This is a genomic window from Sphingobacterium sp. N143 (assembly GCF_030325625.1).
Classification (GTDB): Bacteria; Bacteroidota; Bacteroidia; order Sphingobacteriales; family Sphingobacteriaceae; genus Sphingobacterium.
Genome location: NZ_JACAIS010000002.1, coordinates 73,183 through 88,981, shown reverse-complemented (window position 1 = coordinate 88,981; position 15,799 = coordinate 73,183). Strand labels below are relative to the sequence as shown.

General features: G+C 40.1%; 14 protein-coding genes. 5 read left to right on the top strand and 9 right to left on the bottom strand.

Annotation, left to right across the window (positions count from 1 at the left end; translation table 11 throughout):
- The first annotated feature begins 50 nt into the window (after positions 1 to 50).
- From HX021_RS04210 to HX021_RS04200, 3 genes are all read left to right on the top strand, one after another.
- Positions 51 to 1,019, top strand: coding sequence for a polyprenyl synthetase family protein (locus tag HX021_RS04210; protein WP_286588632.1), 969 nt, complete (start codon positions 51 to 53; stop codon positions 1,017 to 1,019).
- 84 nt (positions 1,020 to 1,103) lie between these two features.
- Positions 1,104 to 1,880, top strand: coding sequence for an amidohydrolase (locus HX021_RS04205; protein WP_286588631.1), 777 nt, complete (start codon positions 1,104 to 1,106; stop codon positions 1,878 to 1,880).
- A gap of 267 nt (positions 1,881 to 2,147) precedes the next feature.
- A complete protein-coding gene (locus HX021_RS04200; RefSeq protein WP_286588629.1) occupies positions 2,148 to 2,591 on the top strand; it encodes a MarR family winged helix-turn-helix transcriptional regulator in 444 nt (147 codons plus the stop codon).
- Between the two features lie 102 nt (positions 2,592 to 2,693).
- Here HX021_RS04200 and HX021_RS04195 read toward each other — a convergent pair whose 3' ends face one another.
- The 4 genes from HX021_RS04195 to HX021_RS04180 form a co-directional block, all read right to left on the bottom strand.
- Complete coding sequence (locus tag HX021_RS04195; protein ID WP_286588628.1) at positions 2,694 to 4,250, bottom strand: FMN-binding glutamate synthase family protein; 1,557 nt, start codon at positions 4,248 to 4,250, stop codon at positions 2,694 to 2,696.
- A gap of 186 nt (positions 4,251 to 4,436) precedes the next feature.
- On the bottom strand, positions 4,437 to 5,198 hold the full coding sequence (locus HX021_RS04190; RefSeq protein ID WP_286588627.1) for a Rossmann-like and DUF2520 domain-containing protein: 762 nt from the start codon (positions 5,196 to 5,198) through the stop codon (positions 4,437 to 4,439).
- Positions 5,195 to 7,657 carry a heme lyase CcmF/NrfE family subunit gene (locus HX021_RS04185; protein ID WP_286588626.1) on the bottom strand — a complete coding sequence of 821 codons (2,463 nt, stop codon included), beginning with the start codon at positions 7,655 to 7,657 and terminating at the stop codon, positions 5,195 to 5,197. Before HX021_RS04185 ends, HX021_RS04190 begins: the two co-directional genes overlap by 4 nt.
- Before the next feature lie 20 nt (positions 7,658 to 7,677).
- Positions 7,678 to 8,085 (bottom strand): cytochrome c maturation protein CcmE domain-containing protein, encoded by a 408-nt coding sequence (locus HX021_RS04180; protein ID WP_286588625.1) that lies wholly within the window; start codon positions 8,083 to 8,085, stop codon positions 7,678 to 7,680.
- 359 nt (positions 8,086 to 8,444) lie between these two features.
- Between HX021_RS04180 and HX021_RS04175 the strand changes: the two genes are divergently transcribed.
- Positions 8,445 to 9,362: a lipid A deacylase LpxR family protein gene (locus HX021_RS04175; protein ID WP_286588624.1), complete on the top strand. Its 918-nt coding sequence runs from the start codon at positions 8,445 to 8,447 to the stop codon at positions 9,360 to 9,362.
- 15 nt (positions 9,363 to 9,377) lie between these two features.
- On the opposite strand, the gene HX021_RS04170 is transcribed toward HX021_RS04175, so the two are convergent.
- Positions 9,378 to 10,637, bottom strand: a complete 1,260-nt coding sequence (locus HX021_RS04170) for a dicarboxylate/amino acid:cation symporter (RefSeq protein ID WP_286588623.1) — start codon at positions 10,635 to 10,637, stop codon at positions 9,378 to 9,380.
- A 275-nt stretch (positions 10,638 to 10,912) separates the two neighbouring features.
- On the opposite strand from HX021_RS04170, the gene mnmC2 reads away from it, so the two are divergent.
- The gene (gene mnmC2, locus HX021_RS04165; RefSeq protein ID WP_286588622.1) at positions 10,913 to 11,578 is read left to right on the top strand and encodes a tRNA (5-methylaminomethyl-2-thiouridine)(34)-methyltransferase MnmC2; all 666 of its coding nucleotides are present in this window, start codon (positions 10,913 to 10,915) and stop codon (positions 11,576 to 11,578) included.
- Here mnmC2 and HX021_RS21665 read toward each other — a convergent pair.
- The 4 genes from HX021_RS21665 to HX021_RS04150 all read right to left on the bottom strand — a co-directional run bounded on the left by HX021_RS21665 (position 11,475) and on the right by HX021_RS04150 (position 15,737).
- Positions 11,475 to 11,690 carry a DUF4172 domain-containing protein gene (locus HX021_RS21665; RefSeq protein WP_353621018.1) on the bottom strand — a complete coding sequence of 72 codons (216 nt, stop codon included), beginning with the start codon at positions 11,688 to 11,690 and terminating at the stop codon, positions 11,475 to 11,477. The two genes, mnmC2 and HX021_RS21665, sit on opposite strands and share 104 nt — an antisense overlap.
- 164 nt (positions 11,691 to 11,854) lie before the next feature.
- A complete protein-coding gene (locus tag HX021_RS04160; RefSeq protein WP_286588621.1) occupies positions 11,855 to 12,544 on the bottom strand; it encodes an SMUG2 DNA glycosylase family protein in 690 nt (229 codons plus the stop codon).
- 170 nt (positions 12,545 to 12,714) lie between these two features.
- Positions 12,715 to 14,205 carry an MACPF domain-containing protein gene (locus HX021_RS04155; protein WP_286588620.1) on the bottom strand — a complete coding sequence of 497 codons (1,491 nt, stop codon included), beginning with the start codon at positions 14,203 to 14,205 and terminating at the stop codon, positions 12,715 to 12,717.
- A gap of 179 nt (positions 14,206 to 14,384) precedes the next feature.
- Positions 14,385 to 15,737: a S41 family peptidase gene (locus HX021_RS04150; protein WP_286588619.1), complete on the bottom strand. Its 1,353-nt coding sequence runs from the start codon at positions 15,735 to 15,737 to the stop codon at positions 14,385 to 14,387.
- Positions 15,738 to 15,799 lie beyond the last annotated feature (62 nt).

Below are 15,799 nucleotides of genomic sequence, written 5' to 3'. Positions count from 1 at the left end.
CATTTCTATATGATTATTGCTATATTCGCATGATTCGATCGTAAAGATATATGCAACATTTACAACAACTCGTGATAGCGGCGATAGAGACAAGTCAATTTCCTGCCACACCATCAAACCTATATGATCCAATACGGTATATATTAACTTTGGGTGGAAAGAGAGTTCGGCCTGTGCTGACATTGATGGCAGCAGAATTATTTGGCATGCAAAGGATGGAGGAAATTATTCCGGCAGCAAAGGCTGTAGAGTTTTTCCACAACTTTTCCTTGATACACGACGACTTGATGGATAAAGCACCTTTACGGAGGGGAAAAACGACTGTCCATGAAAAATGGGATGCCAATATTGCGATCCTGTCTGGCGATGGTCTATTGGTCAAAGCGTATGAGGAAATTTCCAAATGCAATCCCATTTACCTACCCGCGACCTTAAAGATCTTAAGTAAGGTAGCGATGGAAGTTTGTGAAGGGCAGCAATTGGATATGGATTATGAAAGCCGTATATCCTTGCAGATGGAAGAATACTTGGAGATGATCCGTCTAAAAACATCCGTATTATTGGGCGGAGCATTACAGCTGGGCGCGATCCTTTCAGGGGCAGATGAACAGCAGCAACAGCTGATTTATGACTTTGGGGAAAACGTAGGGCTGGCATTCCAATTGCAGGATGACATACTGGATGCTTATGGCGATCCCGATACGTTTGGGAAGATCGTTGGTGGAGATATTATGATCAATAAAAAGACATTTTTGTTGGTGAAGCTGATGGAAGTTATTTCGACCGAAGATACGACCTGGTTGCAACAGCTGTTAGCTGCAGATATGATCACTATTCCCACCAAAGTGGAAGATATGCTGGCTCTGTATGACAAATATGAGGTGAAAAAAGCGGCTGATGAACTGAAGGATATTTATACGCAGAGAGCCTTTGAAAAAATGGAGGCCTTGGATGTACCAAACGAACGTAAGGAAGCGTTATTAGTGTTGGCAAATAACCTATTGGTAAGACAGCAGTAAATAGAAATTCTATTAAAATTCGTATTTTGCCAGGAATTGGTTATTTTGTAGGAAAATAATAAAAACAAATTTTAGATTACGTTCATGGAGCCTTTAAAAATCACGGTATTTCAAGCATATTTATTCTGGGAAAATATAGAGAAGAATCTGAATAATCTGGCGTTGAGACTTTCCTCATTGCGCGAGAAGACAGATCTGATCATTTTGCCGGAGATGTTTAATACAGGCTTTACGAACAATGTGGAGAAATGTGCTGAACCCGCAAACGGACGGACGACCAAGTGGTTGTTTGAAATGGCGAGCTCGCTCAATTGTGTTGTTGCTGGTTCATTGATTATCGAGGAAGAGGGCAAGTATTATAATCGTTTTATCTGGATGTTTCCGGATGGGAAATATGTTAAGTATGACAAACGTCACCTTTTTGGTATGTCCAAAGAGAGTGAATATTTTGAAGCCGGCAATGAACGCATCCTGGTAGAGATCAAAGGATGGAAAATCTGCCCAATGATCTGTTATGACCTTCGCTTCCCGGTATGGTCCAAAAATCAGAATGGTGCCTATGATATTTTAGTCTATACAGCGAGCTGGCCTGATAAACGCTCGGCACATTGGCGGGCACTTATCCCTGCTCGGGCGATCGAAAATCAGTCCTATGTCATCGGCGTCAACCGTGTGGGCCATGATGGCAATGATATCTATTATTCTGGAGGATCCATGTGCATCTCACCACTGGGAGATGTGGTATACTATAAACCAGAAGATGAAGACCTGTATACCTTTACTTTAAACCCCAATGATCTGATTGAAGCCCGTGAGAAATTTCCATTTTTAAAGGATTCTGATTCTTTCACGATCGGCTAATTGTTAGAAATAGGTATAAAGACAAGCAATTTATTTTGTTTGTATCCTTTTTATTACTAAATTCAGTCTACTATAAATCAGTTTTAATGATTTGTTAACATCTATTTATTATATGTTGATAAAATTATGTTTGAGGCAGCAGCGGAAACATGTATTTTAGGCTAATCACTAGCCAAAATAAGTTAAGTTTTTTGCAGCGGGGCTTAGGGCATAATATTTTCAGCAATTTAAGTTGCGTAAACAACCACAACCATAACCATAATTTATATGTTAGACCAAGATGTAGTATCGCAGGAGTATTTTTATAATTTTCTAACCGGAAAATATTCCATAGCCGTCATGCGGAGATTACAGCGTAATCTGAAGGAGGCTGGACTATGCATCACCTCCGAGCAATGGAGTATTATGTATAATCTCTGGGTAGAGGAGGGGCTGACCCAGCAGGAGTTGGCTATTCGTACATTCAGGGACAAACCAAGTGTCACACGTTTGATCAATAACCTGGAACGGTTAAACCTGGTTATCCGTGTCAATGATAAAAATGATCGGCGGTCCAACCTGATCTATTTGACCAAAACGGGCCGGAAAATGAAAGAAGAGGGTATGAGGCAGGCCAAAAATACGATTGAGCAGGCACTGGGGGGACTGACCGAGGACCAGATTGCCTTATCGCATACGGCATTGCATCATGTATTGTTCAATTTAAAATAACTTTCATACCTTGTTCTGTGCGAGTACGCATATGATAAAGCCCTCAGTCGTAGTGGACGCTGAGGGCTTTATGTTTATTGTGTTTTTTCGATTGGAGAATGATTAATCCTCGAAAAGTTTGTTCTCAAAATCAGTGTGACTATTGACCAGCTTTCCTTCCGTTCCGAAATAAATTTCCTGAAAAGTTAATGTTCTGATGGCATCAACTTTACGGTAGAATTTGTCGGCAGAGACGTCGGAAAGTGTTTTGAACCCACAGGCTTCCATGATTTCAACGGTAGCACGCAAGGTATTGCGGTGGAATTGAGCAACACGTACATATTTGTCATTCACATCCAAGCCTTTGTACAGGTGGGGTTGCTGTGTGGCAACACCTACAGGGCAAACATCCTCGTTGCATTTTAAGGCTTGTATACAGCCTAAGGCAAACATCATCCCACGGGCACTGTAACAAGCATCGGCTCCTAATGCAATGACTTTCAGGATATCAAAACCAGTGACAATACGGCTTGAAACGATAATCTTGATATGTTTTTTCAAGCCATAAGCAATCAGGGTCTTGGTCACAAAGGTCAGGGCATCGTACAACGGCATTCCCAGGTTGTCCGTAAACTCCAATGGCGCAGCACCGGTACCACCTTCCGAACCATCGACAGAAATAAAGTCGGGGAAGATCTGAGTATTTTGCATGGCGTGACAAATGTCGATAAACTCTTGTTTGTCACCGATACATATTTTAAACCCGATGGGTTTTCCGCCTGATAACTCGCGCATTTGTTGTAAGAAATGCATCATTTCTGTAGGTGTGGAAAATGCACTGTGTGCCGGAGGGGACATGACATCCGTACCTGGGATCACATGCCGTATGGCGGCAACCTCAGGTGTATTTTTTGCCGCAGGTAAGATACCACCATGGCCTGGTTTCGCTCCTTGGGAAAGTTTCAGCTCAATCATCTTCACATTTTCACGGTTTGACTTCTCCCTGAATAGTTCAGGGTCGAATTTACCTTCCTGGTTGCGGCAGCCAAAGTATCCGGTACCGACCTGCCAGATGAGATCACCCCCGTTATTGTGGTAATCACTGATTCCCCCTTCCCCTGTATTGTGCGCGAAATTTTGCAGTGCCGCTCCTTTATTTAATGCGGTGATCGCAGTTTTGCTCAGGGCACCATAACTCATGGCCGAGATATTGAATACACTTAGGCTATACGGTTTCTTGCAGGCTTCATTACCAACAGTGGTCCGTAAATCGTGATTTTCAATATGACATGGGAACACAGAATGTGCAGCCCATTCATTTCCGACAGCCTGAGGATCCGTCTGCATACCAAAAGCGACCGTCTCACGTTGGTTTTTAGCACGTTGGTAGACAATGGAACGTTGTCTTCTGTTGAATGGACGACCATCCATATCAGATTCCCAGAAATACTGTCTCAATTCGGGGCGAATCGATTCGAAGATATAGCGAAAATACCCTACAAGGGGATAGTTCCTCAAAATAGCATGTTTGGTCTGAAAACTATGGTATAATGCGATCAATAACAATGGAAATGGAATGATCAGTAACCAGAACCAGCTTGATGTAAATATAAAGCCAAATGATAAGATGATTAAATTAATCACGATCATTATTGAAAGAATGAGTTTTCTAACTTCCATAGAAAATACGATTGTTTAGTTTTAATTCGCTATTTTAATGTTTAGCCCAACTGATTATTTTATAACTCAATTAGCATTCCAAAATACGCCTTTGGACAGAGCAAATGTACTAAAGTTCCTGAAGTAAATGTGCATATTTGAAGCCTTGGGGTAAGTTTTGTTAAGTTTATAACCGTTTCTAACAAACTATTTTCTTTTAGTAATCTGATGCGATAAAAGTTGATAGATTTGCTGTAAATCTGGTTTATTGCTAATAAATTTCAAATGTTTTTGCTGTGTCACCTCATCCTGACGAATGGCTGGGCCTGTCTGAACGGTTATGGGAATATGATTTTGAACTTTTTCTGCCGTTTCTTGAATAATGGGCCTGATGAGGTCAAAGGAGAGATCATGTTCCTCCAGCAGCTCATAAGCCATTTGATAAAGGATATTGGTAAAATTATTGACCATGACGGACGACAGATGCACCGCCAGCCGCTGATCTGAACTGCAGAAGAGGCTCTTGTGTGAAAATTGCTGGGCAAGCTGCATCAAGGCATGACGATCAGATGCATTGTTGGCTTCGACGCAAAAGGGGATAACGGAAAAATCAACCGTTTTGTTTTTGGATAAGGATTGTGGTGGGTAAAGCACCCCTTGGCGTTTAAATCTATCCAGGACCGTGATATCTGTCGCCCCTGAACAGTGTACGACGAGACCGTTGATCTTGGTAGGCATGGCTGCGACAACAGCTGCTATTCCTTGATCAGCAATAGCAATAAAATATAGGTCAGCATCAGGGGTTAGTTCAGCCAGTGTGTCGATGGCTGGACAGTGAAGCGCAAAGGCCAATGCATCCGCATTGGCCTTTGTTTTACTATAGATTTGAACGACCTGATGTCCTATCTTTTGAAACTCGTGTCCAAAATGTGTAGCGGCATTTCCGCTGCCTAAGATAACAATGTTCATGATTTCGCTTGTTTTCGTTTTTCCTCTTTGTTTCTTCTGACAATTGACATGATGAAACCAATGGTCATGACGATTGTTCCGCACCAGAAGAAGTTGATATATGGGAATTTGATGGCTTTAAATACCACCCATTTTTTCTCAGGCAATGGTTTTTGATACACCATGATCTCTAATTTATCTTTGTCCGGTTTGATGCCTGTAAACCGGAATTTAAGTCCCTGTTCAGTCACATCTTTATTGAAATCATATACGCCACCATCCTTGATCAGGTAGATCGGTTGTACCTCATATTGTTTGTTGTCGGCGGCATATACTTTTATTTTCAGACCCACCATGACATCATTTGGACCTTTCGGTATTTTCTCCAGCTGGGCTTCTTTGTTCAGTCCTTCGATCACATAGTAGCCATTGCGGTAACGCAGGGTATCGCCGATATTGACCTGATAAGTTGCGGGTTCTTCATAATCTTCAAAACCTGTTTTTTCTTCATCCGCAATTTTGGCATGTTGGGCTTGACTTTCAGCTGCCGCTGCGGTAATCAGGGTATAAACATCATGTGTGATGTAGTGTTTGGTGGCCGGAGTACCGATCAGACCGCCCATTTTAGCATTGTTCTGTGCGAAAGGTTGCAGGACAAACTCCTCCTTTACTTTTCCTGTTTCTTCGTCAACGCGTTCATATTTGATCTTGTAATAGGTATTCGGAGCAACGATACTGTCGCCGATATAGGTGATTTTATACTCACCCATCTGTACGGGCTGACCTTCGGTCAAGAATAAATTTTCACCTGGTTTCTCTACTTTATCAAATCCAGATACGGCAATATAACCTGTATTGTTGACAGAGATCACTTCGTTTGTTGCGGCAGCGACCATGGCTCCGATCAACAATAAGCCAAACCCGATATGGGCTACCGAGGAACCTGCTAGCTTCCATTTCCCTTTGACTGCATCACCCAGCACCCGGATATTGGCCAGGATACAGAAGATACTTGCAAAGGTAATCAGGATGTAGATCAGGTTGGTATATGTTTTGGTGACGTATGAAATGATTGCCGTCAACAGGATGGCTACTACCAAGGAGGCTACTGTGGAAGCTAAGAATTTACGGCTATCGGTGCGTTTGTATTTTAAAAACTGGGTGAATCCAGTCATGATCATCACGATCACCGCGAAGCCGGATTGCCATTTGTTATAATGCTGTATAGGGTCCAAAGGAGGAGCCACCTTTGTGCCAAATATCTTATTAAATACAGGAATAGAAGTTGATGCAATGATCTGGGCGCAGGCCACAGTAAGCACCAATGCTCCGATAAACAGCCAGAACTCTCTGGAATAAATATCTTCGTCCTTTTCGGTTATAGGCATTTCTTTCTTTTTGACCACGAGGAAAACCACCATAATCAGGAGGAAGATAACGTTGAAAAAGATCAGTTGGCCACTCATTCCCAAATCGGTGAAGGAGTGTACGGAGGTCTCGCCGAGGATACCGCTACGGGTCAGGTAGGACGCGTAGATGACAAGAACAAAGCTGATCATGGCCAGAAAAGTTGCCGTGAAATAAGAGTGGCCAGAATTCTTATAGGCAATCATGACGTGCACAGCGGCAATGAGGGTAAACCAGGGAATGATCGATGCATTTTCAACAGGATCCCAAGCCCAAAATCCACCAAAGTTGAGCGCTTCATAAGCCCAAAATGACCCCATGATAATGCCAGCTCCAAGGATCATGACAGCAAATAGAGCCCATGGAAGGGCTGCATTGATCCATTCTTTATAGCGTTTGGTCCATAATGCACCCGTGGCATAAGCAAAGGGAACAATCATGGAAGCAAAACCCAAAAATAAGGTCGGCGGGTGAATGACCATCCAGTAGTTCTGAAGAAGTGGGTTCAAGCCGTTCCCGTCAGTAATCAATGACAGGTAATTTGCCTGTTTAAAAATAGGGATGTCCATGGCCTCACGCAAGAGGATAAAAGGTGAACTACCAATGCGTAAACCCAAAATTTCTACGCCGATGATCATGGATGCTAAAAATGCCTGACAGAGCATCACAAAAGTCATCACCGAGTTTTCCCAGCTTTTGGCTTTAAAAAGTAAGACAGCACCTAATACAGTCTGCCAGAACATCCATAGCCAGAAACTCCCTTCCTGACCTTCCCAGAAACTGGAAATGATATAATAGGTAGGCAGCGTCTTGGAAGAGTGCGCCCAGGCATAGTTATATTCAAATAAGTGATTGTAGATGATATAAAATAAGGTTGCACCAATTGCCAATACAGCAACAGCATTGGTCCAGAAACTAATCCGTGCAATCTTTTTCCATGAATTCTCTTCAGGGTGTTTTGTTGCAAAAAAATAGCTGATACAAGATAAAAGTGCAGCACCAAAAGAAAGAACTATGAAAAACTGTCCGATCTGCCCAGGAAGCAGGTGCTCACCAACGTAATTAACGTCCATTGAAAAATTGATTTTACGAATTAATTATTGAAAGCCGTAGCATTGATTTCGGTGACAACCGATTTATCATTGTATTTTGATGGGCATTTCATCAATATTTTGCTTGCCCTAAATACATTACCATCCATCTTTCCTGTCAACACAATCTGTTCAGAACGCTCAATATCTTGAGGTTTGGCCCCCCTGAAAACCACTTCACATTCTGTTCCATCATTGTCATACATGAAAAATGTGAATTTGTTGGCGTCTGTTTTTGGGTCATAATGAAGCGCTTTGTCCTTATTGAGTTGTCCCACCACATAGAGTTCTGTTTTCTTCTCTTTTGCTTCGGTAAATGTCGAATAGGTACTTGAATCCGTATAGATCACAAGTATCATGGCAATGGCCACAGCAATAATAGCGATTAGAATGATTGAACTTTTTTTCATCCGTTTAAATTATTTATAAGTACTTCGTCTCATCGGTATACATGAGCTCTTTTTACTCGGTTTGATTTTTCAGTTGTGATGAAGCGATCAGATTTAATGCTTATTGATCACGCTTGACACTTAACCGAATGCAAAATTACAAATAGATTCGCTAAGAAAGGAATAATGCAACTTTTCGGTATTATTTATATCTATTCTAAATAGCTATTGTTGCTTGAAAAAAAGCGGGATATTTGGATGCTTTTGAATAATTTCAAGTGAAATTTCATATTTTGGTTCAATCTAATATCGCGTGAATTTTACAATTGCCTGTTAATATGAGTGTTGCTTTGCGGTTTTTACTGCTTCAATGTGGCGTAATGTTCCCACTTTTTTTTGTTTTTGGGCAAGTGAAATGGCGCAGTCAGGAACTTTCCATTCAAAATGACAACGACGTTTATTTATTGATCGGACAGGATCGATACTATACGAATGGTATCAATGTCAACTACCGGATAGCTTTGCCTTCGCAAGGGGATCCGCACTTTTCAAATACGGTGCTGGATATAGAAATCGGTCAGCGGATCTTTAATGGGATCAGTATGATAGACCATCGCCGGGAAAATAAGAAGTTTGACCGGCCTTTTGCCGGATATCTGTATTTGAGTGCTGCCGGAACCCGCTTTCTAAAGCAGGAACAGCTCATTGGCCTGAAAGTGGAACTGGGACAGATCGGCCGTAGGTCTTATGGTGAGGATGCCCAGAAGTTTATCCATCATCTTTTTGGCATGTATGAGGCCACCGGCTGGGAAGGGCAATTGAAAAATGCACTGGGAATAGATCTGCATGTAAAGTATAGGAAGGGGCTTTACCGTAATCCAAGTCAATCTTTTGACCTGGGACTGCTGGGGCAGGCTGTGCTGGGCACGAACAATACCAATATGGAAGTTGGTATTCCCATCCGCGCAGGTAAAGTTAAGCCTTATCATCGTTCTACTTTTACCCATGGCCACCTGACGCAGGCTAGAAGGAGCGAAGACAAAGAATGGTATTTTATATATCAACCTGTTTTGGCCCGTGTTTTTTATAATTCAACCATAGTGGGGGGACTGGGTAAGAATGATCCTATTGGCGTATTGTATCAAATTGAACCTTGGATGATAAGCCATCGCGTAGGTTTCAGCTGGTCAAATCATCAAGTCAATTATGGTATCAATTATATCTTCAATTCCAAAGAGCTTCAGGGGGTATTCCATCGGCATCAGTATGGTGAAATCTTTTTTGCCTACCGTTTTTGATCTTCCTGGCAGGCCTTAGCTGGCTGCATTGCTGATACCATCTTCAGGATCGGCCAGCCCTTGTCTGGTGAGTCTGGTCGTGAGCATCGCCGCGACGGTATCACCGGTCGCGTTGAGCATGGTCGCCAGCGGATCGACCAATGTTGCGATAATCATGATGGAGGGGATGACTTCTGTTGGCATTTGATACACGGATATGATCAACATCTCACCAATATAGCCTCCATTGGGTATGCCGCCTGCAACAATGCTGACCAATAGTGTGATGCCCACGGCCATGATGAGGCTGCCCGGGTCAAAGAAATCCTTGCCACTTAACAGAAAAGCAATATAGATTTTAAAGATAGAGGAGATGGCCGATCCATGTTTATGTAATGTCGTGCCCAGGGGAATGACCACACTGGCCATGGTATCTGGTACCCCAATTCTTTTTGCTGCCAGCAGATTGGCCGGCATGGTGGCGAGGCTGCTACAACTGCTCAGCGCGGTCAAAGAAGGCAGGATATTATTCTGCCAATACCGCCTTACACCTTTGATCCCAAATGCAAGAAAGGCAAAAGAGCTGAACACGATGAAAAAATAGACGATGCTGAAAAGATAGTATAAACCAATCGGCTTGGCGTAGAAACCAAATAGCTGCGGCCCGAGGGTTCCGACCTGATAAGCAAAATAGGCACCAAGGCCAAGAGGGGCCAGGTTCATGACCATGATCAGGAGGTTGCCCATGACGGCATTTCCGGAGTTGACAAATTGACGGAACATCGTTGCAGCATTTCCGGAACGGCGTATTGCAATGCCGATGAGAAAGGAAAAAATGACAAAAGCGAGCATGTTTTGCCTAGACAGGAGGCTGGAGAATTCACTGACGGTCAGAAACCGGACGATTTTTTCGCCCCACGAATCATGTATTGCCGTGTCTAGCATATCTTTGGCCTGCTCAATGGGTAGCGGTGCATTGATCGGAAAAAGATATAGGAACAGCATACTCAATAGGGCTGCTACAACAATACCTACCACAAAAACCAATGACATCATGCCAATAATCCGTCCCAAAACACGGTCACCTTCGATATTGGCCACCGATGCTGAGATTGCAAAAAATACCAATGGTATGACACTGACAAAGAGCAAGTTTAGGAAGATATCCCCAATTGGCTTGAGGTTATCAACAAAATGTGGAAAAAAGATTCCTATCAAACTTCCGATACTGATGCCAACAAGGAGCAACAAAATGCTGCCATAGTTCTGTACAAAAGTTTTTGTTGAATATTGCATTAGGTTTTACGGGTATTAAGTCTTTAGAGCACTAAAATAATCTTTTTCATCCATATAATGATTCATTCCTGTCTGTTTTATCGTATAGATGAACACATTCGGACCGGTTTGTGATTGACCTTTGATTTCATTGGTGAATAAGCGGATGATCTTTCGGACCCTAAGTGGAATGTACTATGATTTGATGGATGGACTTACGTATCTTTGCACTTACTGGCGGATAGGGACCAATGTTATGCTGAGGTTGCCGATGTGCTCATTACGTAATTATGACTATGGATTTTGTAACAACCGGAGATGGTTCGAAGACATTGTACAATGCCGAAATAGGGGAATGCTATCATTCTAAACATGGTGCAGTGCAGGAAAGTAGGCATGTATTTATCCAGACGGGACTGGACTATTATGTACAACAAACGGGGGCCAAAGCGGTGGCTATTCTGGAAGTGGGGTTTGGTACAGGGTTAAATTTTGTGCAGACGGCGGATTTTATCCGGGAAAGATCTGTTGCTGTGAATTATGTTGGGATTGAAGGTTTCCCCTTGCCTTTGTCGGTCATTGCTGAAACGGGGTATGGTGAAACTGTAGATGCTGGGGTCTGGTCAGCTTATCTTGCCGCTTACGAGGAAGGGCTCAAGCAGGAGGTCCAGATTCACGAGCGCTTACAACTTCACATCAATCATACACTCTTGATGGATTTTAGGTCCGAAAAACTATTTGATGTGGTGTACTTTGATGCGTTTGCGGCTATACATCAACCCGAAATGTGGAGTGATGCAGCGTTGGGACATATTGCACAATTTGTGAAACCTGGAGGAGTTTTTGTGACATACGCCATCACTGGAAATCTAAAGCGTAGTATGAAATCCTTGGGGTTTTCCATTGAAAAAGCCCCTGGGGCACCGGGAAAACGCGAGATGCTACGGGCGACAAAGTTGTAGATCCAATAAGTCTTCCTTGCATATGTTGAACCTCGCTCAATAGGTTGAGTATCTCCTCGCCGTTCCATTGGAAATCAGTCCAATTATGTCGTTTATGTATATAAACTGCCATGACCTTAAAATATATTCGGAGAATTGCCCGATTATTCTCCGCTTTGACATAAGTAGCAAAATCATCCGTGTTAATTTTAGGTCGTTGGGTTATACAGATTATGGTTGAAGGTTGTTAACATTAACTGTTTTGATTGCTAGTGAATTAACACGATTGTCCACATTTTATAAGCCGCTCAATCGCTGGATATACTTGTCGATATAAAGTTGCTTATCCTTCGATTTATATTGCTGGATATACCGGGGATGATCTAGGATGGTCATTTTGCCAAACAGTTTTTCTTCTTTATTGATTTTGGCAAGGAAGGTTGCATTTTTCTTACCGAGAACGAAGACTTCTTCGGTATCGATCCCCAGTTGAATATGCTGTTTAAGTGAGCTGAGCATAAAAGGCATTACCTTGTTGAAAAGCTGCTTGTCGTCATAATAGTTGGCGTTGATCCAGTTATCTGCATGGGTATTCCTGACAATAGCCAGGGGAAAAGGGGAGTTGATATAGAATTGTTTATAGAAAATATCCGGCCCGCCATAAGCTTCGATCATATCATACATAAATACCGAGGAAACCTCATGGGTATGGGCAGAACGCATTTTTATACCACAGGCACTATACAGTCGTTTGGTATCTGTAAAGGGCACCCCTGTTACACCGGCTCCATGCCTGCTGGGGTTGATGCCAATAATAAATTTACGTTTTAAATTGTCGTTGTAGTATTTGGCATAGAACTGCTGCATGACAATCAGGGTTTCGGGATTATCCAAGTAGGGATTGATCACATTAAAACCCTGTGGCAGGTCGCCGGGATAATGAAGTTGCTTATTGAAGGAAACTACTTTTTCCGCAAATGTGGACATAATTTTAGCTTAAGTAATAAAAAAGGATTTACACTTTAAATTCTGATATGTAAAATTTATTGAGCATGAAATAGTTAAAATTAGATTACAACACCATCTTAAACTTAAATTCACAACATTCTATAAAATTGGAATGTTGTGAATTTAATATAATCATTTTTATTATATTATCAGTTTGTTTTTACACCATAGAATGCAATTTTTTCATTCTTAAAACTACCATCTCCAGAATTTATTACAGGTACGTTTGTAGAAGAGAAATAGTGGTCTGAATATTTTGAAGAATAATATTGAAATATAGGTATAGCTATTGAATTTAAAGTAGGATATGCATAGAAGGCGATCCCCTCATTTTTGTAATTTCCATCTACGCCTGGTATTACCGAATAATTATCTTTTGAAAAATAATGATTTGAATATTTAGAGGAATAATATTGGTAGATAGGGGTTAATCCAGTTTTTTGTTTAGAAAATGCGTAAAAGGCAACTCCTTCATTTTTGAAATTTCCATCCACACCTGGTATAACTGAATAATTATCTTTTGAAAAATAATGATTTGAATATTTAGAGGAATAATATTGGTAAATAGGCACTTCTCCAAGTTCGGTAATTTGGTTATCTTTAATGTGTTTTAGAATTGCTGCTTTAACTTGTGCTTTTTTAGTTGGATTGTCTATAAATTCATAGAGAGGGACCATTCTTTGGATGTCAACCAGTGCACAATTATCTTTATTGATACTTTGTTGCCAAGTGGAGATATTAATAGTTTCTGACGAGTATCCATCGGAATCGTAAGAGATGCTGCGGCCGGAGCCTGTCCCTCCATAAAATTTTAAGTACATTTGTCTTTCTCGACTTTCATTAAAGTTTTGTCTCATTTCGTCAGTAGTTTTACTGGTTTTAAAATTAATACCAAACTTCTTGACGAAAAAACCTAGTCCACCTTCTACTTTACTCCTTTTTTTCTCTGTGGTTGTTTCATTGCTAATGTTAGCTGTGTAATTAAATAAAAGACGACCACCTAAGCTAATATCCAAAAGAACATGTGTTTTATATAGGAAAATTAATTCTTCTGGACTTTTTGAAATAATATCACTTTTGAAATTTGCAGTTAGATAATTCTTTAAAAAGTCTACAGTAATATCATCTGTAAATTGAATTTTTTTTACTCTAACTACACTTTCATACCTTCCATATGATTGTCTACTATATACCTCTTTTATGTTTTGATTTTCCTTTTCTGTTCCAAGCGATGGTGTGAAATAAAGCTGTCCCTCTTTTTCAGGTTCTTTAGTACCGATGGTTGCTGAAACATTAAATGTTTTCTTAATGTTTATATCTTCGATAAACTTAGATGCATTTGCACCGTAAAAATAATTTTCGCTTCCTTCAGTAGTGGTTGGAGCGTATATCTTATTGGGCTTTTCATTTTCGATCTTGGTCATGTCTATTACAGGTAATGTTGAGGCGCTTTTTAAGTGAAGATATTCGCCTGTAACATCATATCCATATCCTAGAAGATCCCATTTACCATCAGCGGCTACAGCTGTTTTTTTTGAATTATTGTTAAGTAATTTTTCTTGTGAAATTTCATTTTTCTTACAGTTAGTAAGTAGTAGTGTTGATGCAATCAACGTGTAAATTAAATTAATCCTTTTCATTGTAAAGTTATTTTTGCTACAAATAACGTGATAATTATTTAATTTACATATATTTTGTTTATTATTATTAATTTAAAAACAAAATATAAATGTTTAACTTTTGTTAAAGTGTTGTTTTTCAAGGGGTGTAGGTTGTTTTATTTCCTTGAGGGTGGAGTGTTATTTATTTGTGTAGTTTTTTATCTTAATCGTAATCTATTTTCAATTGATAGTTCTAAGTCTTTTTCAATATTTATTTGGTACTTTTTACTTTTTAGTTTTAGCGCCCTCTTAGACATTGAAGATTTATTGTCATCTTCAAAAAGGTCGTCCAGAACATATTTTAAGCCAAGCTCTTGCGGATCCCCAAGGTTTGGGCTAATTGGGAGAGCTACAGTAATATTTGGCACAATTCCATTAAAATAATCGAACCATCCATCAGCATTTTTCAATAAAAAACTACTTAGATATATTGAGTATTGGTCGATATTGACTGCAAAAAAACCAACTGGTTTTCCATATGTTTTTTGCCCAACTAACTTGACCTTAAAATATGGTTTGAATAGACTTATTAACAACTCACTTGCTGAAGCTGTTGATCGAGAAGTGATAAAATAGATGTTTTCGATAGTTTCAAGTCTGCCTTTTTTATTAAAGAGATAGGTATTCCCCTTTTCGCTATAATCAACATCTGCCAAAGTCGCCTGTCTTCCATTTATCTGTACATAATTGCCGTTATTATCTACATAAGGTTGGTGTCGAAGAATTTTAGCGTGACCAGTGCTTAATGTCGTATTGAAACTTTCTGAATACATTACCTTATCGTTTAGTCGGCTTGGTATGATTAGATTGGCAAGGTATTCAACAGTTTCGATATATCCACCTCGATTATAGCGTAAGTCAATAACTATAGTTGATGGTTGTTGCTCGGCAACCTCGACAAAAATATCGTCTAAATCAGATTTAATGGTTTGTAATTGGGGAAAAGAATGTATAGCAACATAGGCTACATTATCAATATAGGCAGTTGTAATATTATCATTTTCTACCTTGGAAGATGCTGCTGCTCTTGTTTTAAAATTATAGTTGAAATTGGTTTCAAGATAGCTGTATTTAGGGACGTTACTCTCGGTATATTCAAAAGGAAACTTTGTTTTTTCATTGATTTTAAGCTGTGAAATATCATATAGCTCCTTCTCTAACGCATTGATTTCAGGTGTGATATAAGCATATTTATTTCTAGGGGAAAATGAATTGTAGCTCGGTAATGCGTCATTCCAAAGATATATTTCTTTTGCATATAAATAGATTGAATCTATTGTAAGCTCAGTTCTTGAGCCAAATCTAGGAATATTGTCTTCATCTGGATCATAGTGCTTTTGGCAGGATGAAATAGAAAGCGATGTAAAGAAGGTTATCAGTAGAAATGAAAAATTTATTCTTTTTAAATGTGTGTTACTCGAAAATATCATTATAGTAATATAAGAGCTTAATATGCTTTCAGTTTTTAAAAGTAAGAAAATGTCTGATAATTTACGAAGTGCGGGGATCATGATGTAGTTTACGCGCAAAACAACAAAGGCGGCCCATGGACCGCCTTTGTTGTTTTAAAGTT

Coding starts and splice junctions, on each gene's coding strand:
- HX021_RS04190 (WP_286588627.1), bottom strand. CDS start 5,198: ATGAACATTGTTATCTTAGGCAGCGGAAATGCCGCTACACATTTTGGA.
- HX021_RS04200 (WP_286588629.1), top strand. CDS start 2,148: ATGTTAGACCAAGATGTAGTATCGCAGGAGTATTTTTATAATTTTCTA.
- HX021_RS04155 (WP_286588620.1), bottom strand. CDS start 14,205: ATGAAAAGGATTAATTTAATTTACACGTTGATTGCATCAACACTACTA.
- HX021_RS04175 (WP_286588624.1), top strand. CDS start 8,445: ATGTTCCCACTTTTTTTTGTTTTTGGGCAAGTGAAATGGCGCAGTCAG.
- HX021_RS04180 (WP_286588625.1), bottom strand. CDS start 8,085: ATGAAAAAAAGTTCAATCATTCTAATCGCTATTATTGCTGTGGCCATT.
- HX021_RS04160 (WP_286588621.1), bottom strand. CDS start 12,544: ATGTCCACATTTGCGGAAAAAGTAGTTTCCTTCAATAAGCAACTTCAT.
- HX021_RS04170 (WP_286588623.1), bottom strand. CDS start 10,637: ATGCAATATTCAACAAAAACTTTTGTACAGAACTATGGCAGCATTTTG.
- HX021_RS04150 (WP_286588619.1), bottom strand. CDS start 15,737: ATGATCCCCGCACTTCGTAAATTATCAGACATTTTCTTACTTTTAAAA.
- mnmC2 (WP_286588622.1), top strand. CDS start 10,913: ATGGATTTTGTAACAACCGGAGATGGTTCGAAGACATTGTACAATGCC.
- HX021_RS04195 (WP_286588628.1), bottom strand. CDS start 4,250: ATGGAAGTTAGAAAACTCATTCTTTCAATAATGATCGTGATTAATTTA.
- HX021_RS21665 (WP_353621018.1), bottom strand. CDS start 11,690: ATGGCAGTTTATATACATAAACGACATAATTGGACTGATTTCCAATGG.
- HX021_RS04210 (WP_286588632.1), top strand. CDS start 51: ATGCAACATTTACAACAACTCGTGATAGCGGCGATAGAGACAAGTCAA.
- HX021_RS04205 (WP_286588631.1), top strand. CDS start 1,104: ATGGAGCCTTTAAAAATCACGGTATTTCAAGCATATTTATTCTGGGAA.
- HX021_RS04185 (WP_286588626.1), bottom strand. CDS start 7,657: ATGGACGTTAATTACGTTGGTGAGCACCTGCTTCCTGGGCAGATCGGA.